We start from the raw sequence: 23,085 nt of genomic DNA, 5'->3' as shown, positions 1-23,085 counted from the left end.
TCGTAATTCTCGTTTCTGCCGTTCGTGTTTCTCTCGCAGCAGCAACTCTTATATATTAGCACGTTCGTTTTCGTTTTGCAAGTCTTTTTTTGAAATCTTTTTGTCAGCTTCTTGCGAAGCGTCTTGTCCGATTCCGGTTGGGACTCGCTCACTCTTCGAACCGCACCGGCACTCTCTCAAGGCGGTTCCTAGACTATAACATCCTCCAAAACGCAAAACAACCCCTTTTTATTAAAAATCCCTACGGGCATCCTGCGCTGAATAACATCTAAAATTTCCTTTCATTAATAGGCGAGAATTCTTTCGATTCTCCATTTATCAAGAAAGCAAAAAAAAGCAGCCATTCGTCTGACGACGAATGGCTGCCTGCAACGTTTCCGAACTTTTCCCCTTTTGAAGCTTTCTCTTTTTTCTAAATTACTCTCCGCCAAGGAATACGTAACGGGCAAGTACCAGAACAGCCAATACCCACATCAGCCAGTGGATCTTCACTTTGCGGCTCGTAAACACAGTGCTCAATCCGCCAAGTACGACATAAGCGAGGATCCCGACCGAGATACCGTTTGCGATCCCGTTGGTGAAAGGCATAAAGATGATCGTCAGGAAAGCCGGAATGGCCTGCATCATATCATCCCAATCGATGCTGCGAACCTGGGAGATCATCAAAACGCCGACCATGATCAGAGCCGGAGCCGTTGCCGCCGAAGGAACGACCAGGGCAAGCGGCGCGATAAACATCGCCAGCAGGAACAGTACGCCTGTCGTCACCGATGTCAATCCGGTACGTCCGCCTTCCGCGATTCCCGCGGTGCTCTCTACGTAGGAAGTAATGGTGCTTGTACCGAGAACCGCGCCTGTGCTGACACCGACCGCGTCAACCAGCATGGCTCTGCCGATTTTTTTCTCGCCTTCTTCCTTATTCTTCATCAGACCCGCACGTTCCGCCGTACCGACAAGCGTACCGAACGTATCGAACAGTTCAACGAAGGTGAAAACAAAGACGATCTCGAACAGTCCGAGCTGCAGAGCGCCCATGATATCCAATTGGCCGACCGCCAGATCGCCGAACGAAGGCAGCCAGCTTCCCGTGGACAGGCCGCTCAGGTTCGTAACGCCCATCGGGATACCAATCAGCGTAATCAGCACGATCCCGATCAGCAGCGCTCCCCGAATTCGCATAACCATCAAAGCGCCGATGATAAAGATCCCGATCAGCGACAGCAGCGTATCTTTCTGGTGCATGAAGTCTCCGAGCGCCAACTGGAAGTTCGAGCCCAGTACCGTTACGGGAGCCTGAAGCTGAGCCACGTCCGTGATTCCCGTTACCGTCGCTGAAGCGGAGATGATATTGCCGAGCTTCATCCCGATAATGGTGACGAACAGTCCAATGCCGACGGTTATGGCCGCCTTGATCGAAGAAGGAACGGCCACAATCAGCATTTGGCGAATCTTCGTTATGGTCAAGATGATGAAGATGATACCCGAGATGAAGACCGCGCCGAGCGCCGCCTGCCAGGTAATCGCGCCGTTCGAGCTCAATACGACGGTCATAAAGTACGCGTTAAGTCCCATACCCGGTGCCAGCGCCACGGGAATATTGGCGACCAGACCCATCAGGATGGTAACGAGGCCCGCGCCTACGGCTGTAGCGAAGAACACGCCCGAAGCCGGAATACCCGCGCCGTCCGGACCGAGGAACGAAATGTTCACGATCAGGATATAGGCCATCGTGATGAAAGTCGTCAGACCGGCAATAATTTCCGTTCTGAATGTGGTGCCGTGTTCTTTGAGTTTAAAGAACTTTTCCATGATACAATTTTTCCTCCTCGGAAATCTAAATGGGGGAACGACAAAAGAGACCGGATTCGACATTGTCGCCTCCGGTGCTCTTGGAACCGGGAAGATCGGCCCTGCGCGCCGTGGGGGAAACCCCTTGAGCCGCAAAACGTCTTCTTCCCGCTTCGTAGAGCGATCATTTACGGTGATCACGTAGAGACTTCCGGGCCCATTCCCGGAATTATACGAACGCTGTTTCAGTTGTCGGTTACCTTTATCCGCCGCTGCCAAAGCATACGTTCCGGCTGGTCGGCTTCACAGGTTACATTCTAGGGCAGGCCGATAAGCTTGTCAATGGAAAAAGCGAATGATTAGGCCGTTGTATTATTTTAATGTTCGTTAATTATTCAATACTTCCCAAATTCAAAAAAACGTCCCATCCCAGTAGGCACAAGCCTGTCCCCGGGACATGCCTGTACCTGCCAAAATGAAACGTTCTACTTACTCTTACGCTTTCCTGTGAAAACGTTCGCTTTTCAGTCATTCTCCGTCAGCGCCGGAAGTTCGTCCCGCATCTTCTTCGGGAGGCCGCTTCGCACCCGCTCATACGAGTGACGAATCATGCCTTGGACGAAATCGGCTTCCAATCCTCCCTGTTCGAGCAGGAGGCTGTTCCAATGCGACTTGTTCGAATAATAACCCGGCACGATCTGCTCGTAGCGTTCCCGGTACTCCTCGGCGAGCAGCGGATCGCATTTAAGCGTCAGAATCTGCCTGGATTCGTTATCCGTTCCCCGCATGGCGAAGTATTTGCCTCCGACGCGATACAGCAGGCTGCCCCATTCTTCTTTCATAAAAGCTTCCGTACCGGGCAGTTCCAGACAGGTCTGCCGGATCCATTCGTCTGTCAGATTCATTTTGCATTCTCCTCGCCGATTTGTTGAATGCCGCTCCACCAGCCGCCCGATTCCTCGGTAAACCCTTCTTGGACCATCAACCGCCGAATCGCTTCCTGTTCTTTGGCGCGGTTCATCACGATGCGGATACGCTTGGGCCGACGAAGGGCAAACAGCTTCCGGAAATCTTCAACCCCCAGGGTCTTCACTTCCAAAAACGCAAATTCTTCCAAACCTTCGGCACCTGCCGTCCAGTCCAGATTGTCCAGCGCAATACTCCAGCATTGGATCGCGCGCAGCTCGGGCAGATCCGAGAAGTCGGGCAGCGTCGCAAGCTTCGGCTGATCGCGCAGCTTCAATTCCCGAAGCCGCGGCAGTGCAGACAGCACATCCAGGCGGCTTAGCCCTCTCACTCCTGTCAGAGACAGCTTTTCCAGCCGATCCAGCTTATGCAGTCCGCCCAGATCCTCCGCGCCGCCAAAACCCAGCGAGAGCTTGTTCAACTGCGGATTCCCACCCAAAAAAGACAAATCCCCCAGCGGAATCCCATACACGGTGAGAGCGCGCAGCGCCTTCAATTCGTGCAGTACGCCAAGATGCTTGCGCTGCCCGGCGAGAATGAGTTCTTCCAATTCGGAGAATCGGCTCAAGATCGCAAGGTCGGGTTTTTTGGAACGGGTTTTGCCCAATCGAAGACGTTCCAGACCGCTGCGAACTTCGCCCAGCACCTCGAACGAATCCAGCTCGAACACATCCAGCGTAAGTTCGCGCAGTTTGGCAAGGGAGCCTATATGGCTCAATCCTTCCGCACGCGAGCAGCAGTCTACCGACAGCTTGACGACTTCCGGCAGCCGCTCCAAGACGGACAGGTCCGCCGCCTGCAGATGGAACCCGTAGATCCGCAGTTCAATGTCCGGCCGCACGGCGAACAGCTCCTCATCAAGAAGCTCCAGCAGTTTCGGGCCCGGCACTTCCCGCTCCGAATACTGCAGAATCCGAAGCGAAGGCTCCGCCGCCAACAGCCGGATCTCGTCAAGCGTCCAGTTCTTGTCGATCTGAAGCCGGCCGCCGAATCTGATCGCTTCCATCAGGAAGGTTCGCTCGAGCCGCGCTCGTGTTTGCGGATCTCAAAGCTGTGGAATACCGTCTCAAATCCGCCTTCCGTGCCCGGGCTTGCCGAGTACAGACCGACTTTGAGCGCCGCACCTTCCGGGCAGTCCAGATGCGCGATCCGCAGCTGTTCCCATTCTCCGTCCGCTTCGCGCGCATGAATCAGAAAATCTTCGCCTTCCCGCGTCACTTTGAACTGCAGGCGGCGTTCGAACAGATTGGCGTCCGCGTTGCGGGTCGACCAGTCGGAATAACCGCCGCGCGTGACGACCGCTCCCAGATGCGAAGGCGCGCCGGGAATATACTCCACGGACGTCTTGAGCCAGTTGTCGCGATCGACTTCCACAAACAGACCGGATTGGTCGAACGTATAGCGCGGGTCCATCGACAATTCGGTTACCGCTACAAAGTCCCCTTCGATCTCGTCGTACAGCACATGTCCGTTGTAACGTTCGAAACCGTAGTGCGTTTTGAGCCAAAAATCCGTGTCGGCACGGCTGTGCAGCTTCAAAGCGCCTTCCGTGGTCTCCAGTTTCTCGGGTTCGGTCATGATCTTCAAACGGTCGGTATACTCCGGTATGTAGTGCATATCGTTTCCCCTCTCCATGCCTAAATAGAAATCGCAAGAACACATCCAGTATATCCGATTTCCTTCCTTAACATCCATCTTCGGGAATATCCTTCGCCTGTTCCACAACCAAAAAAGCTTTCTCCGCATCGCTGCGAAGAAAGCTTCCGACAACTCGGACTGGCTATCTAGTTCATGCTCGGATTCGTTAAACGGATATTCGAGACCGTACCGCAGTTCACGCAGAAAGTCAGGACGACTTCGGAACCGTTAATCGCCATTTTTCCTTTTCCGACTTCTTTGACTTTCATATACTGGATAGCCTCTTTGAATTCCGTTCCGCTGCAGTTTGAGCATTGCATGGATATCCCTCCTTTTTCATACAGATTTCAATCTTGCGCCGAATCAGTCTCCCGCGGAAGAGAAGGAAGCGGCCGACGATACCGAGGAAGCGCAGGAGCCTGCCGTAGCAAAAGAAGCACTGGTCGACGCGCTGGAAGCTGTTGTGAAGCCCGCCATTTCGTTCAAATCCGCTTGTTCTTCAATGTAAAAGTCCAAATCGTTATGTTTGAGTTCAGCTTCCAATTGTTTGTTCATATCCTAATCGCTCCCTTAGTATAGTTTAACGGATTCCGGTTTTACTTGCGAACTTCGAATGACTTAACCGAACGACGATGCCGAACTTGCCGAAGACGAAGACGATGCGCAGGATCCGATCGTGGACGCGCTGCCGAAGCAGCCTGCCGAAGCCCAGGTACCCGCTACTTCGTTCATTTCAATCTGCTCCTCGACAAAAATGTCGTCACCGTCCGCAATCAAATTCAATTCCTGATTTTCCATTTGTACAGCCTCCTAGTGAAGTGGGTTTGGATAAAGCGTGATCTTGCCTGAATAGGTATTCGCTCAGCCGAAGCTGGAAGCCGTCGTCAGCGTACCGACCGACGATCCCGGGCAGGAACCCGAAGAGGTGGACGACAAGGTGCCTAGCGATGCGGCAACCTCGTTCATTTCCAGCTGTTCTTCCACAAACACTTCGTCTGCCGCTTCCAGAAACTCGATTTGTTCATATCCATTTTTGTCCATTCGGGATACCTTCTTTCTTGGATTGGTTGGGGTAATCGGATCGACGTCGACAACGCAGAAGGAGATGAGCCGGGCCGTCCCGGCTTTCCGGCTACGGCGGCCTCGCCAAACGTCCGTTTGCGGCGGATAAGGCCCATGATCTCCTGCCGCTTGAACGGTGCTCAGACGCGCTCGTTCGCATCGGCAATTCGGAACGTCTTCAGCGCGGCGAACCAGAGTACGGCGCACAGGCCGATCAGGACCAGCAGATACTGATAGGTCGGCAGCCAGGTGCTGGTAATCATGTCGAGTTCGAACAGCGTGATATCGTTCATGATCATCATGGGATTCCAGAAGAGGAACTTGTAGTACATCTGCGGGTTTTGCCCCTGCGTCATGGCGAGCATGGACGGCATGGTAATACTGAACATCAGCAGCAGCGTGATCGGAGTCAAGAAAGCGACGACCTTTTTGCTTTTTTTGAAAAAGGAAGCCAGGACGTAGCTCGCCGGATACAGGCACAGCAGCGTCACATTCGAGAACAGCCAGATCGTAAACATAGAAGCGAGGTCGATATCGACGATCAGCTCGTAGCAGCCCATGAAGAAGATCAGGAAAAAGTTGAAAATAACGAAGATTCCCAGAGCCACGCCCATGAAGTAACTGTTCAGCTTCAGATCGGTTCGCTTGAGCAGCAGGAACGTTCCGTCTTCCTTCTTCTCCGACAGCAGCAGAACGTTCAGCGACAGCGCCAGACTGAAGATCAGGATCAGGATCGAGAACGGCAGGAACTGCGACTTGATAATCAGGTCGGCGGTCGCCTTGTCATCGATCGTACTCTTCATGACCAAGGCGAAGACGAGAAAGATCATCGGAGCCATGATGTTGCCGATCACGGTCCATTTGTTGCGCCACTGCTCCAGCAGGTAGAACTTCGCAATATTCATGACCATTTAGCTCACCTCGATGTATTTTCCCGTCAGGCTGTAGAAAACACCTTCCAGACCCTGGAACGGGGAATTTTTGTACTTGTCCAACAGATCCTGCGTTTGGCCGGCTTCTACAACCCTGCCTTCGTCCAGAATGACCACGTCGGTAAACAGCTGCTGATACCCGGAAATTTCATGGCTGATAATGATCGCGAGCAGGTTCTGCGAAGCAATCTTTTCTTTGAGATGCCTCTCCAGCAAATACTTCTTCTCGATATCGAGTTCCGCGAAAGGCTCGTCCAGGACCACGACTTTCTTGTTTAGCAGGAAGGTCAGGTAGAGCGAGACCGCTTTGCGCTCCCCGCCCGACAGGTTCTCGATCAGCTGGTTCTGGATCCGATCCAGTGAGAGCAGCTCGTAGAGCTTCCGGTCTTCCTGCGCATTTTTGGTGGTCATGGTGAAAAAGGCGATGATTTCTTTGACTTTCAAAAAGCGGAAACTGCTGAAGCTCTGATATTGGAAAATGGCATTCGCCTGAAGTTCAAGCGAGTCGCCGTCGTCCAGCAGCACGATCAGGCCTTCGTCGCTTTTGATATTGCCGGCCAGAATATTGATGAACGTACTTTTTCCGGCGCCGTTTTTTCCGAGGATCAGGTAAGTGCTTCCGCTCTTGAAAGAAAGGGATACGTCCTGGAGCACCTGCTTCTCTCCGTACCGTTTGCTCAGTTTCTTGACGTTCAGTTCCATTCGTGCCGCCTCCTTATTCGATCGCAAATGCGAAAATCGGAATCTCGTCTTCGCCGTCTTCAAACACGGAATAAAATTCGACCGGGGACAAGCCCGCGAACACGGTTCCTTTGATTCCCCGGTTGGCCGCCAGGAGCGAGCACTGATGACCGAAGAATCCGCTGAGGCTCATCAGCTCCCGGTAATACCGGTCCCGTAGTTCCTGCCGTTCAAAAAAGCTCAGCTTCCAGACGAAAAACAGAACGGCCCCGGCATCGTGCATTTCTTCCTGGATGTACAGCGACTCCCGGCCGATCGGCTCACTCAGCTTGCGGGCTTCGAATCGTCCGTCTGCATACCGGTAGGCCGCAGATCCGGCGGAACCCGTATGGATCAGCCCGATGTTGTCGATCACGTGCAGGGACAGTGCCTGCCCGGAGATGCCCATCCCGGTTCGCAGACTGTCGAAGTAGGACGCGAACGTCTCCAAATCGCCCAGCGACAGGCGGGACGCCTTTTTGTCGAAATACCGGAACGATTCCCGGTTGAGGATATCTTCTTCCCGGAACGGAAACAGCACCTTAGGCAGTTCGTTCAGACGCAGGCCGTGCAGATAACCGTCCGCCTCCAGCACATTGCGCGTTTCACCGACTATTCGATCCAGCATATTCACACCACCTCGATAACATAATTGATCAATTCTTTGGTTGTTTTGACACCGAACAGCTCCAGCAGCTTGCGTTCGTCGAAACGGGTGACGACGTTGTAGCCGATATCCTGGACGCGGGCAGCGGACACGAATTGGGACAGCAGAACGCCCAGATTCAAATTGGCTACCTTGAACGAAAAGTCGTTGTATTTGCTGCCGATCATATCGACGTCGCTGGCCGGGACAAGGAGCAGCCCCGATCCGCCTGAACCGATTTCTCCGCCGAACGCTTCCTGCAGCCCATCCCGGTCGAGCCGGTTGATCATATAGAAGCTGCCGTCGAGATTGGAGTAGAAGTAGAGGCCTTCGCCTTCCAGATAATCCGGATTCCTATTGATGAGATACAGCAGGTTGGAGTTGATATTGCCGCCTGTCGGGCACATCTTCTTGGGCATCGGCCCGTCTTTTTTCTTGTAGCCGACCAGATAATTCGCAAGTTCAGTCAGCTTGGGATCAAGCTTCGCGCTGTCCGTCTTCTTCCAGAGAAAGGAGCGGCCGTCCCCGATCGTCAGTTTGGCATTGGAGGCTTTGTAATGGGCCAGATGCGACGTTTTGTTGAGATACTTCGTCGCGGGGAAGCCGACCCGGTCCTCGTATTCGCCGATCAGCGAATCTTCGCCGAGATAATGAACGCCGCGGATCGGAACTACGTTGGACTCCGACAGGCGGGCATCGACCTCGATATAATTCTTGAGCAGCAGCCGTTCGCCGAACTTGAAGTACTCTTTTAGCGTGTGCAGGAAGATGATGCGTCCGAAGGCCTTGTCATAACCCGCTTCACGCGCTCCGGCTAACGGATGGGCGCTTTTGGCCGACAGATACCCTTCTTTGCGTGCCGCCTTGCGGCCCAGCATCGGACCGATCTGCAGATGCTGCCGCGAATGCGAGAACAGCAGTACATCCCGGGACTTGGCAATTTCTTCGATCTCTTCTTCCCAGTCGTTCTCCGTCAGGTAGACGACCAGGTCGCCCGATCCTGCCTCTTCGCGTTCCACCAGAGGAATTCCGATCGCCGCCAGCCGGCCGCGAATCTCTTCGGCAAGCGGCGATTCGCCGGCTGCCCGAACGCAGACCCGCTTATTCGCCGTCAAGAGACGCAGATCTTCGATACTGTTGTAATTTTTGTTTTTGGACATATTTTTGACGAAATATTTTTCCAGCCGGTTCAGTGCCTCGTAATCCACGTAATTGATCAGGCAGCCTTTGGCGAACAGGATTTCCAGTACGCGCAGCACCCGCACGCCTTCGAGGCCGCTTTTGGCAACCAGCTGTTCAAGCGTATTCTTCTGGCTCGACAGAAGCGGGTACAGTTTCTGAAGCAGATCGCCTGCCGCGCTGCCGTTGATCTTGAACACGCCGCCCGGCGAACCGTAAATGGTAAATCCGTTGTTTCGGATAAACTTGAGGCCCGGCAGCAGAAACGGATACTCGGGAAATCTCACCATGGGATCGTTGAACATCATGCGCTTAAGACACCCCTTTCGCACTCAAGAGCCGTTCGAGTTCATCGGTTTCGTAGGCTCTGAAATCGCATTTGCCGCAGCCCGTATAACCGGCCCGGGTCTTGTGGACGAAGAAGGAATCGCCCAGCAGGTACACCGTTTCCTCGTTCCGGAATTTCCCGGCGCGCAGATTCTCGAGCAGCTTGTCCGCAAAGATTTCGATCTCTTCGTCGAGGATGGAATCGATCTTCTCGAAGCCGCAGTATCCGTATACGGTATCGTACATTTCGTTATAGCCCTGCATTTCCTTGTGCCGCTGGATCATGCAGGTGGTGCAGACTTCCCCGGGCTCGTAGGCCGGCTTCATGGAACCGAATACGAGGACCCTGTCGGTGTCAAAAAAGATCGGGACAATCTCGCCTTCGAAATCGAACGATTGTTCCAGGAAATGATCGATATACAAGCCGTCGTAGACTACAAACAGCAGGTCGGCGTCGGGACGTTCGCGCAGCGGGTAGTCGACCGGGAAAGCCCCTTGTCCGCTCAGGGACTCGGCGATCTTTCTGCGGGCGTTCCCGATTCCGGTTACGGCGATTCTATGCATGAAAACTCTCCTCTCGGCGCGGGTTCAAGAGAACGCCAGCGGTTTGTCGTTGATCATCGAAAAGTCGAAGGTGCCGAATTGGCGCTCCGCGTATCCCTGGATACGCCGGCTGTCCAAATACCGGGAGCGATGGACGAACGAGATCGGCTGAAGGGTCGGAATGGTTACCTTGACTGCGCGCAGATCGTTCTCGTGACATTCCCGGTTGGTCATATCCGTCACATAGACCTCATGGCCCCGCAGACGGAGCGCTTCGACAAGAAAATCGAGTTCTTCCCGTTTTGACAGACCGACGGTTCCGGGGTCGAGCGGCGCCTGTCCGTTGTCGTCCAGGAAGCCGAAATGGTCGGCATGGTCTTCATGCGCCATGTACAAAGCGCCCTGATCGACGCGGTAGAATTCCTGCACATCTTCGTCGATAATGTTGCGGTTCCGCCCTACGCTTTCCGATAGGCTGAACATGACCGAGATCAGTTCCTTTTTGAGCTTGGCGATCGCTTTCATCGAGTCCACATGCGTAGAGAACATCAGCACGTTTTTGATTTCCCGGCAGTGCCGCGTCGTGGCCCGCAGACAAAAGGTCTTGATGCCTTCTACCGTACTGGCATCGTACAGCCGGACACGGCCCAGGAATTCGCTGTCGAAAATGTCGACGTCCAGACCGTGGGCTTGGGCATCGATCTCTTTGAGCGGCAGACGAAGCAGCCAGGTCAGGGCGATCGCGTCCCGTTCGACGACTTCGTAGACTCCGTTGAGAATCGCATCCGAGAAGTTGGTATGGATCGCGCAGCCGGTCGAGATCGGGTTGGTTGTCCCTTCGCCGTCGTACTTCTTTTTCGTAAACAGCGTAATATGCTCTTCCGGAATATACACGGGTTTGCGCTGCGTCAGATTGTACGATTTCACCCAGCGCATCACGCCTTTGGTCCGATAATTCTTGTTGAAGCTGTTCTCCGATTCGCTGAGTTGGGGGAACAGGGCCAGATCGATCGCCTGATCCTGGAGATCTTCCAGGCTGCCGATCAGACTCGGTGCTACGGTCTGGCTGTTGCAGAGCCTCTCGATCGCTTCCATCTTGGAGAGGAAACTCGCTTCTTCGACCGAGTCGCCGGTGCCTGCACCGTACAGCTCCCGTTCGGAAGCGACAGCGGCGTTCCGGCCGATACGCGAAATATAGATCCGGGTATTCTGCATCCCTTTCGCCGGAAAGCATTCGTATGTCTTAAAGAAGTAATGATCCAGAGATTTCATTCGGGTTCTCCTCCTTCGTTTTCAAAAACCATTTCAAAATCGCCGCTTCTTCCGCGATGGTGCAGTTCATTTTGTTAAGGGTCATATGGATAAATTGGAAGCACAGACGGTCTTTGGACGTTTCGGGCATCGCGGGGATTCCCGGTACGACGAACTCGTCGATCAGCCGCTCCAGCTTGCGATCCAGCGTATGCTCGCCGGTACCCGTTTGGGGCGAAGCTTGGATCCGGCTGATCAGATGTCCGCCGGTTCCTTTTTCCCACCAGGCCACATGAAAGCGCAGATAGCGAACATCCGCCCGGTCGAACACATGCAGCAGTTTCCGAACCGTCAGCAGCATCGTCATCCGGTCGACCCGGCCGTGCTCCACCAGATAAGCGGACAGCGCAGCCGAGTATTCTTCGTACACATTGAGCGAGTCGCCGTATACGTTGTACTCCGGATCGTAGATTTTCTCGACGACTTTGCAGTGCGGGAACCGTTCCCTCAGCGCGGCCTGATACTCCCTTTTCTCCTGGGCATGCTGCAGGAACAAGCGAAGCCGGATATGAAAGCCGTTATAGTCGATATAGTTGATAAAAAAGTACTTGCGGTCGAGACGGTTGCGGTTCATTGTTTCCAAAAACTCTTCGGGGCTGATCCCGTAAATGTGAAAGCTATACCACATATTCATCACCTTCAACGATAAATTGCCCATATTCGACGCAGCGTCCGTTCCGGCCGTAAGCCCGGGCGTCGGGGAACACAGCCGTGATGCCGAACGTTTTGCCTTCTTCCAGCAGCTTGCGCAGCAGCTTGATCGACACCGGCGAATGCAGCGACATCCAGACCGGCTTGCCCGGCAGCGCGTAACCCGCCTTTTTTTCTTTGATAAAAAAGTCGGACGGATAACCGTTCTGCTCAAACAGCAGCGTCAGCTTTTCCGCAAAAGCGGCATCGCTCCGGGGCTTCTCGCCGAGCTGCAGCTGCGTCAGCTTCAGCTCGTATTCCTGCCGGAAAGGAGCATTGTAATGCTTGATCTTGGCGTATTCGACTTTCCAGGGATGGATTAGGTCCATCAGAATGCGTTTGGCTCCCTGGAATAAATGAAAAGGAACGGTTCCTTGATAAGTCAGGTTGATGCGCTCTCCGCGGTACTCGAAGCACAGTTCGCCGTCTTCGGTCAGCGCCGTCCGGATTTGGGCGAAATCGGCCGGCCATTTGACCTGCGGCAGGCTGCTTTTGCCTACGTCGATCTTGTTCGAAATCTCTTCGTCGATCACCACTTCGTACACCGGGTACGGACGGGTGAAGATGCGCTCGCAGTGATGGCGATACTGCTCCGCGAGTTCCGGGGAGAACGCGTCGGCGTCACGGGCAATCAGATGTCCCGAGCCGGAAGCGATATTGTTCAGCACCAGATTGGACTGGTCGTCGAGCTGGAAAAACAGCAGCATGTTCTTCTTCTGATCCGGAATCGACGGATAATTGTACGCCTCATAATCGAAAGTATGATCAAGCATCTCCTGCTTGACGATACAGATGATTTCCAGCAGGCTGCGCTCTGCGAAGCGTCGATAGCCGCTGTGGATATAATTGCGAATACATCTTCCCCGCTCGTTGACCGAGAGGAATTCCGACAGCAGGGTCCTGCGCCGCTCCTTCGGGATGACAGGGAAATCGAAAGCCTCGCGGCGGATCACGTTATGGTAGAACAGCGGCATCTTGGCCAGCATGCCCGGCAGATCAACCGGATATTTGCTCTCGAGCTTGTCCGCGATATAACCGATCATCTCGCTGCCCGGATCGTTGCGCGCCAGCGTTCCTGCCGCCGCAGCCGCGAATCGGTCGCGCCAGGCGGCTCCGAACAGTTCCTGTACGAGTTGAAGGAACACGGCCTCGTCGTTCAGGTACAGGCTGTATGCCGGTACGGCGAGGTTGTTGGCAATCAGACTGTCGATATCGATCCGTTTGTCTTCGCTCACAAGCCGCGCAAGCTCTGCGTATTCCAGTTCCGGCGCCGCATTTTGCCTTTTCTCGTTCAGCGCTACATACACTTTCTGATGCAGGATATCTTCCTGCTTCAACAGCCAGCCGAAATCGCGGTGCAGCATCTGTTTCTCGAAATACAGGCCCATAATACGGTCGTTCGCATCCCTTACGATCGGCGAGAACGTATAGGTCAAACGATGCCGCCGGTCTGCGTCCATCGAGATTGCTTGAAGCAGCAGCGTCTTGATCAGCGTATTCAGGCCGTATTTCGCGATCTCCGCAGACTGCGAATCCCGGTAGGTCGTCACGCCGAAGTAGCTGAGCGGACTCGTCTTGACCGTGGCGCGCTGCACATAGTTGTACCGGGTCTCCAGCCGCGAGCGTTTGGTCCGTTCGCGGTGTTGACTGCTTCCTTTTTGGCCCAAGCCCTGCTCGTAAAAGTCGACGTTTGTATACTTGAGCGCTTCCCGGAAAAACTCGTCTTCGAAAAAGAAGTCCATCGGGTCGGGCTGGTTGAATTCGTCTTCGATCCCGCGCCGCAGACTATCCAGCGCTTCGGCCTCCTCCGCATACTCATCCAGCAGATCCGCGATCTCTTCCAGTGCGGGATGACGCCTGATTTCGGCCCGCTTCGCTTCGCCTTGAAGCAGGTTCTTCCCTTTCAAGCGCATCAGCAGCTTAAGTTCGATCTGCCGGTCTTCCGCGTACAGCCGTTCCTTGGAGTCTTTGATCCGGTCTTCGATCCGCCTTCGCAGCTCGGTCAATTCACTTTCCATACGGATCGCCTCTCCAAGGCCGCGCAGCTTGTCGCTTTTCAGCAGTTCTATTTTGTCGAACGGAAACAGCGATTCTCTTTTGAACAAAATTCCCGCCTGCATGGCCGTTCCTCCTTATCCCAGAATCCGATACACGTTCAGGGCGAACATGATCATCAACATCGCAAGAAACCCGTAAAAGACAAGACCGTAAGCCAGATAAGCGAATTTCGTTGACACACCGGCCTTCAAGAGACTCTCTTTGATCGACTTGCTCACTTTGAGCTTGAACTTGGTATAGGCAATGGCATTCGCCCGGAAGTCCGGCTTGCGGATCAGCGACAGCAAGAAAATCGTAAAGTCCGTCGGCAGCAGCAGATTGTAATTGAAGAACAGCATCGTCAGCTGCAGGCTGAATGCGATCGCATAGACCGGCTCTTGGAAACTCAGGAACAACAGCATGTACAGATTTGCCAGCAGCGCATCGGCCAGGTTGCCCGCAAGCGCTACGTTCGCGCGCTTCAGGTTATTGCCGGTTGCGAGGATGCGCACATAGACGATCGGGAAAAAGTAATACTTCATCCGAAAGCCTACTTTGACGACTTCGATCCGCTGCATCCTTGCCGCGATGATATGGAAGACTTCATGGACCAGCAGGATGCCGAGGAAAAAAAGGACTGCGCCTTGAATCCCGGACATCGTATCCAATCGAATCGAAAATATCTCTTTATGACTTATTAATAGCGATATCATACTGTAAAAAGATAATATAATGCCGACGATCATCCATCCCAGCAGCTTCCCGGCATTTGTTTCGTTTTTGAAGTTCAGGATTTCGTTTACTCGGTTTCTTTTGCGGACTTCGTGATCCGAAGGGACCAGATAACCGATTTGGATCAGTGAAGGAGGCTGCTTTTCGAGAAGCAAAGCTTCGTCCAGCTCCAGCCGACCGGTTATGTAATAGCCTTTTCCGTTTTCCCGATTAGAGAAGAAGTAACGGTTATCGCCCATCGTTTCCACAACGAAATTTTCGTTTATTTTCATAAAGGTCTCCTTCATGTTTACCAACTCAAAAATCGATCGTCCATGCTTGCCCAAATGCTTCTTTTTTTGTCTTTATCGTTGAAGACTTCTTTAAGTAAAAAATTAGTATTCGTCGATACACATCCGTTCAGGTCAGCCACCTGTAAATTCCCCGTTTTAAGTTTCTGAACATAACTCCAAAGTTCGTTATTCATGTGCGACCTCCTTTGCTTTGTTGAACTCAGTTTACGACAGGTTTAGAATTCGAAAACGAGTATTTTGTGCAATTTTGAATAAAATCCAGCACAAAAAAAGCCCGTCCTCAGACGGGCTTCGTCAACCAACCGATTTATGTACGAAAATTCACGCTGATGATACCGAGTTCAATGCCTTTGACGATCGCCGACACCGTCGAATTCACCTGAAACTTCTCATTGATGGTTTGGATATGGTTGTTGACCGTCCGTCGGCTGATGAACAGTCGGTCGGCCACATCCTGCTGCCGCAGTCCTTCGGCCATCAGCTGCAGCACTTCCTTTTCTCTTGACGTCAGCGGCACGACTTCCGAATCGGACGCGCTGCGCGGGAAGATCATGCCTCCCCGGCATACGCGTTCCACCTGATCGATCAGATCGTGAATGGAAATGTTTTTGTTGATGAATCCTTTCGCACCGATCTCGATCGCCCGGTTATGATACTCCAGCAGGTCATAGCCGGACAGAAATACAATCTTTAGGTCCGGATATTCCTGCAGCATCTCCTGCGCCACTTCGAGTCCGTTATGGCTGCCCATATGAATATCGAGCACCAGCACATCGGGCATCTTTTGCGCCAGCAGTTTCGACAAGCCTTCCGGCGAAGTCAGTACCTCGAATTTGTCTACGCGCTCCTTCAGCGAAATCTCCAGGCTTTTGGCAAACAGTTTATGATCATCGACCAAAATAATATGCATGTTATTGCCCCATCCTCTCAAGCGGAATCTTGAAATGAATATGCATGCCGGCGTCCACGTTATGGCGAATCGTCAGTTCCCCGCCCAGCGAGTTCATCTCCTGCTTGACGGAGAGCAGACCGATATGGTTGCCTTCTACCGGCGCGCCCAACTGACGTTCGATATCGAATCCTTTGCCGTCGTCCACGACATCCCCCAGCAGTACACCTTCATCCGATATGTCCAAAGAAACCACGATTTCGTTCGCTTCGGCATGTTTGACGGCGTTTTTCAGCAGTTCTTTGACCGTGCGAAAAACCGTATATTCAAGCTCTTCTTCCACTTCCAGCTCCATCTCGGCTTCCAGCCTGATTCTGAGGTCGGGCTGCCCGACCGCTTCTTCCTGCAGCTTGCGGCAGAGAACGCCCAAGCTCTGGTATAGGCCCAGATCCTGCAGCGTAGTCGGATACACATCGAACATCTTGTCGCGAATCGATCCGTTCAGCTCGTCGAGCGTATCCACGATAAGCGCCCGGATTTCCGGGTCGACGCCGCTTATGGCTTCGCACATATGACGCACAGCCAGGATCGATTGCAGGATATCGTCATGCAAATACAGGGCCATCTCTTTGCGAATCTTCTCTGTGCTGCGAGTGATATTCACGTTCTGATAATCCTCGTAACGCAGACTCGGCAGATAAACATAACGCCGCTGGTTCTCCTGCAAAATCTCGGTCGTTTTAAAAATTTCGCAGACGGTGTCCGCCAGCAGAGAAAGCGTTTCGACTTCCTGTACGGTGAATTTGCCACCGGACGATTTGTGACCGACAATCATCCATCCGTTCAGCGTCTTTTTGTACAGCAGCGGAAAAGCGAAATACAGCTCGCCATCGATCGTTATGTTTTCAATATGCTCGTGCAGCTGTCCCTGGTTGAGTTGATCCAACGAAAAATCTTCGAAAATGCCGCTTTGTTCCAACGTATAATTGCGCTCTTCTTCTTTCCAAATAATCAGCGTTCCGTCCAGGGGCATCGTTTTTTCGATCAACTGCTTGATTAATCCGGTGAGCGCAGTCAAATAGTGGTCGTACGTGATTTTTTGCAGGATATCCAGACGTTCTTTCTCCAGCTTTTCTTTGGTACGGCTTACCGTTTGCAGCTGCCGATTCGATATTCCTTTTTGCGCCGTCAAGTAGGCATATACCGTTATTGAAGCGATAAGCAGAAGCAGTAAAGAATCGAACACCGTCAATTCGACTACATAATAAGAAAAACCGACAAACAAAAAAGTTCCGGCTAACGCAATGGACGTCAACCGCAGAATAAGCAGATAGTTATATCGGGTCTGCAGCCCACTTCGTTTGATCAAAATATAACCAACGGCCACCGGCAAAGCGATAAGCGTATAGATTGAAAAAAAACGAAACTCTGCCGGAATCCAGAGTCTAAAAAACAAATAGCTTGAAAGGAACGGCGCGAAAGAAACAAAAATAGCCGTGTTTAGAAGCGTACGCTCCCGATTCAGAGTCTGCCGCTGTTTAGTGCGATAGTGCATGGAGATCCGGACACATGCGACGATTCCAAATATTACATGAAAGAAAAAGACGTACTTAAGCAGGGTTTGAAAACTCAATAACGCAAGCATGGTCGCGGCTGCGACGTTCAACAGCCAAAAGTTCCACCTGTAATACACCTTTTTTCGGGGGAGTTCAGTAAAATACACGAAAAACACAAACAGAAGATTGGGAGCAATACTCATCAGTATGACTGCAATTCCCCCATAAAAATAAGAAGGAACATTGATCAAAATCATGATCCAGGCGGACATATACATGAGAAGCAGGAACAACAAGCTGGACATCGTTTTCGTTGTACATAGATAGATAAATGTACCGAGCAGCGTAAGCAAAATAGCGAAGCAGGTATCGGTAAAAAAAGACGACAATCCCATTTTCAAGGGATAAAAGTGCAGAATGACGACGAGCATCAGCAGTGCGTTGATCGGGATAAATCCTGTTCGTTTGGCTGCGATCATAAAGCCTCCAGATACAGAAGCCTGGACAATTCCTCTGTTTGCGCCAAGCGATCCGAGAATTGTTCACTTAACATTTCCCGGCACTTCTCCTTATGCAGTTCCCGAATCAGATAGCAGTATTCCAGCGCACCCGATTCTTCAATGGCAGAGCGGGCCGCTTCCAGCGTCTCTTCGCCCGTCGCATAAGCACGAATGATCCTGCTTCTTTGCGCTTTGATCCGTTCATCGTCCACATCAACCGCTTTCAAAATGGGCAGCGTAGGCCGAAGCATACGCAAATCGCTCTTGGTTTCCGCGTAAAGGCCCGCCATATCGTTGGAAAGCTGAAAAGCCAATCCCGCGTAGTCCAAAAACTCGTCCCAGAACTTCATGCCGCCGGGATCGCCGCATAAAGCGATCAGCTTGAATATACTGGAGGTCTTGGGCAAAATCTGCTGCATGTATTCGCGTTCGGCCATACCGTCCAGTGCCGTGCGGTTGATATCCATCCATTCCCCGTGCAGCGCACTCATCAGATATTGTTGAATCGCTTCGCCTGCATCCGGCAGGAGGCGCTGCAGCCGCCCGAACGATTCGATCAAGATTTCGGTGAACAGAAGCAGCGTGTTGGCCCGGCCAATCCGCTGCTCGATCCGCGGATTATCTTCATCCACCAAGTTGTCGAGCATACGGGAAGCGAATCCGATCAATTCCAGATCGGCAGCGATTTCTATAGAAGGGAGTGTATATGAAGCGCTGCCCAGTTTATGAATTTGAACATAGAAGCTGCCCCAACTGAATCGGGCAAGCTCTTCCTTCAGTTTAAGGATATGTAAAATCGGTTCTTCCCATTGACGATCATATTTCTCGAACAATGGCCTGCGTTCGATTTCCAGATAAATCTCTTCCAAGACTGTGCCTTCGATATGAATTCCGGACACCTTTACATCTTCCCCCTCTCTTTTACTCTCTTTTCCTATTTTACATTTCTTTATTGTACCTTCATTCATCTGTGGGAGCAAAGCGAATGAGCAGCCAAATTTCAGGATTTCCGCAAACGTTATACTTATTTTCCGTAGAAGTTTTTGACGATATTTATTTGACGTAAAAAGTCAGCCGCTTCATTAGTCGGCTATCCTGGCGCTGCCCAAAACTCCTATTCGTTTGAAAAGCTCAGGCGCTGCGGAGAAAATTCGTTCAATTCGCTGTCTTACCCGGAAAGTTGAATTGAATTTAACTTAGGAATCTTTCCGGGCAGCCAAAAAGGACAGCCGCGCAAACGCGCAGCTGTCCTTTTTTTGAATTATTTTCCAGCCTGCTCCGCTTTTCTCACAAGCATGAAGTAAGTCAGAATCGCAACAAGGCTCGTACCCATCAACGTCAGACCAAGCGGAACGGCCGTGTCCTCGCCCGCAATCCCGACGATCGGTGCGACCAGACCTCCCAGCACGAACGGTACCAGACCAAGCAGCGCCGCTGCGCTCCCTGCATTCTTGGACTGGCTCTCCATTGCGAGCGGGAAAGCCGCCGTAGAGGTAATGCTGATCGAACATACGAAGAAGAATAACGGAATAACCAAAGCGAACAGCGGTCCTTCCACCACAGTAACCCCTACCACGACGATACTCGACAGCAGAGCCATCCATAAGCCGATGATCATAAGCCTCTGCTCCGGAACCCGATGCGAGATCCGCCCGACGATTTGGGAACCGATCATCAAGCTGATCCCGTTCGATGCAAACAATACGGAGAACATCGTCGGCGATACGCCGTAAATATTTTGATAGACGAAAGGCGTGGCGGCCACGTAGGCGAATACCCCTCCCGTCAGAATCCCCTGCGCCAACATGTAGCCTACAAACTTCTTATCGCGCAGCATCACGCCGTAGTTGCGAAGCTGGGACTTGAAATTCGGCGAGACGCGCCGTTCCGGAGGATGACTTTCCTTCAGACGAAACTGCGTCATCAGGTACAGGAAAACGCCCAGAATCGACAAGGAAATAAATACCCCCGGCCATGTCGTAAATTTAAGCACTCCGCTTCCGGCAATCGGAGCGACCAACGGCCCCAGGTTGCCGACAAGCAGCAGCAGGGAGAAAAATTTGGTCAGTTCATGACCGCTGTACAAGTCGCGGGCAATCGCGCGCGAAATGACGATTCCTGCGGAAGCCGCAAAACCCTGGGCAAACCGGAGTACGATCAACGTGCCGATATTGGGAGAATACGCGCACGCCAACGAAACGATGACGTAAGCAATGATGCCGATCAGCAGCGGTCTGCGTCTGCCGTAAGCATCGCTCAAAGGCCCCGTGACAAGCTGGCCTATGCCGAGCCCGAGCAAACAGGCCGTCAAACTGAACTGTACCAAAGAGGCATTCGTATGAAAGTCTTTGGCGATTTGAGGAAACGCGGGCAAATACATATCGATCGTAAACGGCCCCAACGTCGAAAAGACGCCGAGCAGTAAAGCGAGGCCGATCACGCTCCACTTCGTATTGGTACTCTTATTCATCATGATCTAACTCTCCGTCCTTCTTCATCCAGTCTGATTCCAGATTATACAGGACGTCAGTTACTAAGTGAACTGTATTTATTTTTAATTTTAAACTTTATTATTTTCATAATAAAAATCCCCGCCAAGCTTGTACTTGACGGGGATGTGCAAGGAAACGGTCAAAACCTCTTAACCGGTAGTCCTGTGAACGTTATTCAGTTGAATGCCTACTCCCACTCGATCGTGGAAGGCGGTTTCGACGTTACGTCGTACACGATGCGGTTGACGTTATCCACTTCGTTGACGATGCGAACCGAAATTTTCTCCAGGACGTCCCACGGGATACGCGCCCAGTCGGCGGTCATACCGTCGATCGAAGTGACCGCGCGGATGCCGACCGTGTACGAATACGTGCGCGCGTCGCCCATAACGCCGACGCTCTTCATGTTCGGCAGCGCCGTGAAGTACTGCCAGATCTCGCTTTCGAGACCTGCTTTGGCGATCTCTTCGCGCAGGATCAGGTCCGAATCGCGAACGATCGTCAGTTTCTCTTCGGTCACTTCGCCCAGCACGCGGATCGCGAGACCCGGACCCGGGAAAGGCTGACGCCAGACGATCGCATGCGGCATGCCGAGCTCTTCGCCGACTTTGCGGACTTCGTCTTTGAACAGCGTGTTGAGCGGTTCGATCAGGCTGAACTTCATGTCCGCCGGCAGGCCGCCGACGTTATGGTGCGACTTGATCGTCTGCGCCGTCGCCGTTCCGCTCTCCACGATATCCGTGTACAGCGTACCCTGCGCCAGGAAGTCGAAATCGCCGAGCTTGGCCGATTCTTCGTCGAAGCAGTAGATGAATTCGTTGCCGATGATTTTACGCTTCTGCTCCGGATCTTCGACGCCCGCAAGCTTGCTCAGGAAACGTTCCTGCGCATCGATCTTGACCACGTGGATATCGAATTTGCCGACGAATGTCTCCATGACGCTCTCCGCTTCGCCTTTGCGCAGCAGACCGTGGTCGATGAACATGCACGTCAGCTGATCGCCGACCGCACGGTGGATCAGCATCGCCACGACGGACGAATCGACGCCGCCGCTCAGTGCGCACAGCACTTTGCGATCGCCGACTTTGTTGCGGATATCCTGAATCGCGTCTTCGATGAACGACTCCATCGTCCACTCGCCGCTGCATTTGCACACTTCATACAGGAAGTTCTTGATCATCTCGTTGCCGTAGACAGAGTGGCGCACTTCCGGGTGGAACTGCACCGCGTGCAGATTGCGTTCTTTGTGGCTCATCGCCGCGATTGGCGCCGATTCCGTGCCCGCTTCCAGCACGAAGCCTTCCGGCAGCGTCACGACATGGTCGCCGTGGCTCATCCAGACGGTCTGCTTGGCATCGAGGCCCTTGGTCAGGACGCTGTTATGCAGAAATTCAACGTCGGCTTTGCCGTATTCGCGTTTGCCCGCGCGTTCGACTTTGCCGCCGAGCTGCTGCGCCATCAGCTGCATGCCGTAACAGATACCGAAGATCGGCAGGCCGAGTTCGTAAATAGCCGGATCGACGTGAGGGGCTCCTTCTTCATATACGCTGAGCGGGCCTCCGGAGAAGACGATGCCCGCCGGATTCAGTTCGCGAAGACGCTCAACCGGGGTATTGTACGGCATTAACTCGCTAAATACGCCCAAATCACGAATTCTTCTGGCAATCAGTTGGTTGTATTGTCCCCCAAAGTCCAGTACGACGATGAGTTCGTTCGGTTTATTCATGTCACGCCTCCCTTAATTACTGTCGCTAATTATACCGATGCCCCCCACATACCGCAAGAAAAAAAGGCGACGAACCCGCTTATTGCCCCGGTCCGGCGGCTTTGCGGAGCGAAGATGGATTTTTCTGTCCCAAATATCGTAAAATCAAGGAAAACGTCCGCAGCATTCGTCGTCCAAAGGAGCTCGAAGACATATGGAAATCTTCAAAATGGTTCAGCAGCTGTTCGAGCAGTACGGGTATCTGGTCATGTTTTTGGGCTTGTTTCTGGAATTTATCGCCCTGCCGTTTCCCGGAGAAACGACTATGGCTTATGCCGGTTTCTTATCCTACAAAGGAGCTTTGCGGTTCGATCTGCTGCTGCTCGTCGCCTTTTTGGGCACGACCATCGGCATGACCCTTACGTATTTCATCGGCCAAAAAGCGGGACTGCCGTTTCTGCGCCGCTTCGGCGGCTGGTTCTTCAAAGAAAGCAAACTGATCAAGACGCAGACCTTCTTCTCCAAATACGGACCGGTCCTGATCTTCTTCGGTTACTTTATTCCCGGCGTCCGGCATTTTACCGGTTATCTGGCGGGCATCCTGAATATCTCTTTCAAAAAGTTCGCTTTCTATGCTTACACCGGAGCCTTGTTCTGGACTCTGCTCTTCCTCGGTCTCGGCAAAATCTTCGGGCCGCAGTGGTCGGTCGCGTTCAAATTGGCCGAGCATTATGCCGTCTGGATTATCGCCGCGGCTTTTCTCCTGCTGTGCGTGTTCCTGATCGTCAAATACCGGGCGCTGACCGCGTCGATTCTTACCGCACTGCCCCGCTATTTCAAGCGCGGCCGCCGCTCCGAACAGCAGTCCGCCCGGCCCCGATCTTCGGCTGCCGAACGTCGGGTTTCCCTTCAGGCGGCGCATAACCGGCTGCGGCTGAAACGTCTGCATATCGTCCGGCTTCGTCCGGGACGTTTCCCGGCCGAGATGGTCCTGAAATTGAAGCCGCGCTCCAAGTCGCAGCTGCCTTAAGCGGACCGCCGTACGCAAAAAAGAAGACTCCCGGTCGAATCGACCCGGG

At 52.8% G+C, this 23,085-nt stretch carries 23 protein-coding genes, 1 pseudogene and 1 riboswitch; of the genes and pseudogenes, 1 reads left to right on the top strand and 23 read right to left on the bottom strand.

Annotated elements, in window-relative coordinates; all coding sequences use genetic code 11:
- Positions 1–417 precede the first annotated feature (417 nt).
- The 23 genes from HRQ60_RS15375 to guaA form a co-directional block, all read right to left on the bottom strand.
- A complete protein-coding gene (locus HRQ60_RS15375; protein ID WP_172196915.1) occupies positions 418–1,809 on the bottom strand; it encodes an NCS2 family permease in 1,392 nt (463 codons plus the stop codon).
- A 135-nt stretch (positions 1,810–1,944) separates the two neighbouring features.
- A riboswitch (purine riboswitch) is annotated at positions 1,945–2,046 on the bottom strand.
- Positions 2,047–2,312: 266 nt separating this feature from the next.
- The gene (locus HRQ60_RS15370; protein ID WP_172196913.1) at positions 2,313–2,693 is read right to left on the bottom strand and encodes an MmcQ/YjbR family DNA-binding protein; all 381 of its coding nucleotides are present in this window, start codon (positions 2,691–2,693) and stop codon (positions 2,313–2,315) included.
- Positions 2,690–3,760 (bottom strand): leucine-rich repeat domain-containing protein, encoded by a 1,071-nt coding sequence (locus tag HRQ60_RS15365; protein WP_172196911.1) that lies wholly within the window; start codon positions 3,758–3,760, stop codon positions 2,690–2,692. The genes HRQ60_RS15370 and HRQ60_RS15365 overlap by 4 nt, the downstream gene beginning before the upstream one ends.
- Entirely contained in the window at positions 3,760–4,371 is a 612-nt protein-coding gene (locus HRQ60_RS15360) for a DUF1349 domain-containing protein (protein WP_172196909.1), read from the bottom strand. Before HRQ60_RS15360 ends, HRQ60_RS15365 begins: the two co-directional genes overlap by 1 nt.
- 167 nt (positions 4,372–4,538) lie before the next feature.
- Complete coding sequence (locus tag HRQ60_RS15355; RefSeq protein WP_172196907.1) at positions 4,539–4,712, bottom strand: hypothetical protein; 174 nt, start codon at positions 4,710–4,712, stop codon at positions 4,539–4,541.
- 43 nt (positions 4,713–4,755) lie between these two features.
- On the bottom strand, positions 4,756–4,947 hold the full coding sequence (locus HRQ60_RS15350; RefSeq protein WP_172196905.1) for a thiocillin family RiPP: 192 nt from the start codon (positions 4,945–4,947) through the stop codon (positions 4,756–4,758).
- 63 nt (positions 4,948–5,010) lie between these two features.
- Positions 5,011–5,190, bottom strand: a complete 180-nt coding sequence (locus HRQ60_RS15345) for a thiocillin family RiPP (RefSeq protein ID WP_172196903.1) — start codon at positions 5,188–5,190, stop codon at positions 5,011–5,013.
- A gap of 63 nt (positions 5,191–5,253) precedes the next feature.
- Entirely contained in the window at positions 5,254–5,433 is a 180-nt protein-coding gene (locus tag HRQ60_RS15340) for a thiocillin family RiPP (RefSeq protein WP_172196901.1), read from the bottom strand.
- 161 nt (positions 5,434–5,594) lie between these two features.
- Entirely contained in the window at positions 5,595–6,359 is a 765-nt protein-coding gene (locus HRQ60_RS15335; protein ID WP_172196899.1) for an ABC transporter permease, read from the bottom strand.
- Positions 6,360–6,365: 6 nt separating this feature from the next.
- On the bottom strand, positions 6,366–7,088 hold the full coding sequence (locus tag HRQ60_RS15330) for an ATP-binding cassette domain-containing protein (protein ID WP_172196897.1): 723 nt from the start codon (positions 7,086–7,088) through the stop codon (positions 6,366–6,368).
- Between the two features lie 13 nt (positions 7,089–7,101).
- Complete coding sequence (locus tag HRQ60_RS15325; protein ID WP_172196895.1) at positions 7,102–7,734, bottom strand: hypothetical protein; 633 nt, start codon at positions 7,732–7,734, stop codon at positions 7,102–7,104.
- Between the two features lie 2 nt (positions 7,735–7,736).
- Positions 7,737–9,239, bottom strand: coding sequence for a nitroreductase family protein (locus HRQ60_RS15320; RefSeq protein ID WP_172196893.1), 1,503 nt, complete (start codon positions 9,237–9,239; stop codon positions 7,737–7,739).
- A 4-nt stretch (positions 9,240–9,243) separates the two neighbouring features.
- Positions 9,244–9,822 (bottom strand): hypothetical protein, encoded by a 579-nt coding sequence (locus HRQ60_RS15315; protein WP_172196891.1) that lies wholly within the window; start codon positions 9,820–9,822, stop codon positions 9,244–9,246.
- Between the two features lie 24 nt (positions 9,823–9,846).
- Entirely contained in the window at positions 9,847–11,073 is a 1,227-nt protein-coding gene (locus HRQ60_RS15310; protein ID WP_172196889.1) for a YcaO-like family protein, read from the bottom strand.
- Complete coding sequence (locus tag HRQ60_RS15305; protein ID WP_343044705.1) at positions 11,045–11,740, bottom strand: lantibiotic dehydratase C-terminal domain-containing protein; 696 nt, start codon at positions 11,738–11,740, stop codon at positions 11,045–11,047. Before HRQ60_RS15305 ends, HRQ60_RS15310 begins: the two co-directional genes overlap by 29 nt.
- Positions 11,730–13,922, bottom strand: coding sequence for a hypothetical protein (locus tag HRQ60_RS15300; RefSeq protein ID WP_172196885.1), 2,193 nt, complete (start codon positions 13,920–13,922; stop codon positions 11,730–11,732). Before HRQ60_RS15300 ends, HRQ60_RS15305 begins: the two co-directional genes overlap by 11 nt.
- Positions 13,923–13,934: 12 nt before the next feature.
- On the bottom strand, positions 13,935–14,843 hold the full coding sequence (locus HRQ60_RS15295) for a site-2 protease family protein (protein ID WP_172196883.1): 909 nt from the start codon (positions 14,841–14,843) through the stop codon (positions 13,935–13,937).
- 17 nt (positions 14,844–14,860) lie between these two features.
- A complete protein-coding gene (locus tag HRQ60_RS15290; protein WP_172196881.1) occupies positions 14,861–15,037 on the bottom strand; it encodes a hypothetical protein in 177 nt (58 codons plus the stop codon).
- Between the two features lie 134 nt (positions 15,038–15,171).
- Entirely contained in the window at positions 15,172–15,774 is a 603-nt protein-coding gene (locus HRQ60_RS15285; protein ID WP_172196879.1) for a response regulator transcription factor, read from the bottom strand.
- 1 nt (position 15,775) lies between these two features.
- Positions 15,776–17,122 carry a sensor histidine kinase gene (locus tag HRQ60_RS15280; protein ID WP_172196877.1) on the bottom strand — a complete coding sequence of 449 codons (1,347 nt, stop codon included), beginning with the start codon at positions 17,120–17,122 and terminating at the stop codon, positions 15,776–15,778.
- 662 nt (positions 17,123–17,784) lie between these two features.
- The gene (locus HRQ60_RS15275) at positions 17,785–18,708 is read right to left on the bottom strand and encodes a polyprenyl synthetase family protein (RefSeq protein WP_172196875.1); all 924 of its coding nucleotides are present in this window, start codon (positions 18,706–18,708) and stop codon (positions 17,785–17,787) included.
- A gap of 362 nt (positions 18,709–19,070) precedes the next feature.
- A complete protein-coding gene (locus HRQ60_RS15270) occupies positions 19,071–20,279 on the bottom strand; it encodes a Bcr/CflA family multidrug efflux MFS transporter (protein ID WP_172196933.1) in 1,209 nt (402 codons plus the stop codon).
- Between the two features lie 209 nt (positions 20,280–20,488).
- A complete protein-coding gene (gene guaA, locus HRQ60_RS15265; protein ID WP_172196873.1) occupies positions 20,489–22,027 on the bottom strand; it encodes a glutamine-hydrolyzing GMP synthase in 1,539 nt (512 codons plus the stop codon).
- 193 nt (positions 22,028–22,220) lie between these two features.
- On the opposite strand from guaA, the pseudogene HRQ60_RS15260 reads away from it, so the two are divergent.
- Positions 22,221–22,752, top strand: a pseudogene (locus HRQ60_RS15260) (DedA family protein); the annotation flags it as partial.
- Positions 22,753–23,085: the final 333 nt, after the last annotated feature.

Origin of the sequence: Saccharibacillus qingshengii, assembly GCF_013185195.1 — a bacterium.
Classification (GTDB): domain Bacteria; phylum Bacillota; class Bacilli; order Paenibacillales; family Paenibacillaceae; genus Saccharibacillus; species Saccharibacillus qingshengii.
Note: the sequence above shows the minus strand (reverse complement) of the source record. Positions and strands in the feature narration are given on the sequence as shown.

Coding starts and splice junctions, on each gene's coding strand:
- HRQ60_RS15310 (WP_172196889.1), bottom strand. CDS start 11,073: ATGAAATCTCTGGATCATTACTTCTTTAAGACATACGAATGCTTTCCG.
- HRQ60_RS15375 (WP_172196915.1), bottom strand. CDS start 1,809: ATGGAAAAGTTCTTTAAACTCAAAGAACACGGCACCACATTCAGAACG.
- HRQ60_RS15300 (WP_172196885.1), bottom strand. CDS start 13,922: ATGCAGGCGGGAATTTTGTTCAAAAGAGAATCGCTGTTTCCGTTCGAC.
- HRQ60_RS15290 (WP_172196881.1), bottom strand. CDS start 15,037: ATGAATAACGAACTTTGGAGTTATGTTCAGAAACTTAAAACGGGGAAT.
- HRQ60_RS15325 (WP_172196895.1), bottom strand. CDS start 7,734: ATGCTGGATCGAATAGTCGGTGAAACGCGCAATGTGCTGGAGGCGGAC.
- HRQ60_RS15345 (WP_172196903.1), bottom strand. CDS start 5,190: ATGGAAAATCAGGAATTGAATTTGATTGCGGACGGTGACGACATTTTT.
- HRQ60_RS15355 (WP_172196907.1), bottom strand. CDS start 4,712: ATGCAATGCTCAAACTGCAGCGGAACGGAATTCAAAGAGGCTATCCAG.
- HRQ60_RS15295 (WP_172196883.1), bottom strand. CDS start 14,843: ATGAAAATAAACGAAAATTTCGTTGTGGAAACGATGGGCGATAACCGT.
- HRQ60_RS15340 (WP_172196901.1), bottom strand. CDS start 5,433: ATGGACAAAAATGGATATGAACAAATCGAGTTTCTGGAAGCGGCAGAC.
- HRQ60_RS15285 (WP_172196879.1), bottom strand. CDS start 15,774: ATGCATATTATTTTGGTCGATGATCATAAACTGTTTGCCAAAAGCCTG.
- HRQ60_RS15315 (WP_172196891.1), bottom strand. CDS start 9,822: ATGCATAGAATCGCCGTAACCGGAATCGGGAACGCCCGCAGAAAGATC.
- HRQ60_RS15370 (WP_172196913.1), bottom strand. CDS start 2,693: ATGAATCTGACAGACGAATGGATCCGGCAGACCTGTCTGGAACTGCCC.
- guaA (WP_172196873.1), bottom strand. CDS start 22,027: ATGAATAAACCGAACGAACTCATCGTCGTACTGGACTTTGGGGGACAA.
- HRQ60_RS15365 (WP_172196911.1), bottom strand. CDS start 3,760: ATGGAAGCGATCAGATTCGGCGGCCGGCTTCAGATCGACAAGAACTGG.
- HRQ60_RS15305 (WP_343044705.1), bottom strand. CDS start 11,740: ATGTGGTATAGCTTTCACATTTACGGGATCAGCCCCGAAGAGTTTTTG.
- HRQ60_RS15360 (WP_172196909.1), bottom strand. CDS start 4,371: ATGCACTACATACCGGAGTATACCGACCGTTTGAAGATCATGACCGAA.
- HRQ60_RS15350 (WP_172196905.1), bottom strand. CDS start 4,947: ATGAACAAACAATTGGAAGCTGAACTCAAACATAACGATTTGGACTTT.
- HRQ60_RS15320 (WP_172196893.1), bottom strand. CDS start 9,239: ATGATGTTCAACGATCCCATGGTGAGATTTCCCGAGTATCCGTTTCTG.
- HRQ60_RS15335 (WP_172196899.1), bottom strand. CDS start 6,359: ATGAATATTGCGAAGTTCTACCTGCTGGAGCAGTGGCGCAACAAATGG.
- HRQ60_RS15270 (WP_172196933.1), bottom strand. CDS start 20,279: ATGAATAAGAGTACCAATACGAAGTGGAGCGTGATCGGCCTCGCTTTA.
- HRQ60_RS15330 (WP_172196897.1), bottom strand. CDS start 7,088: ATGGAACTGAACGTCAAGAAACTGAGCAAACGGTACGGAGAGAAGCAG.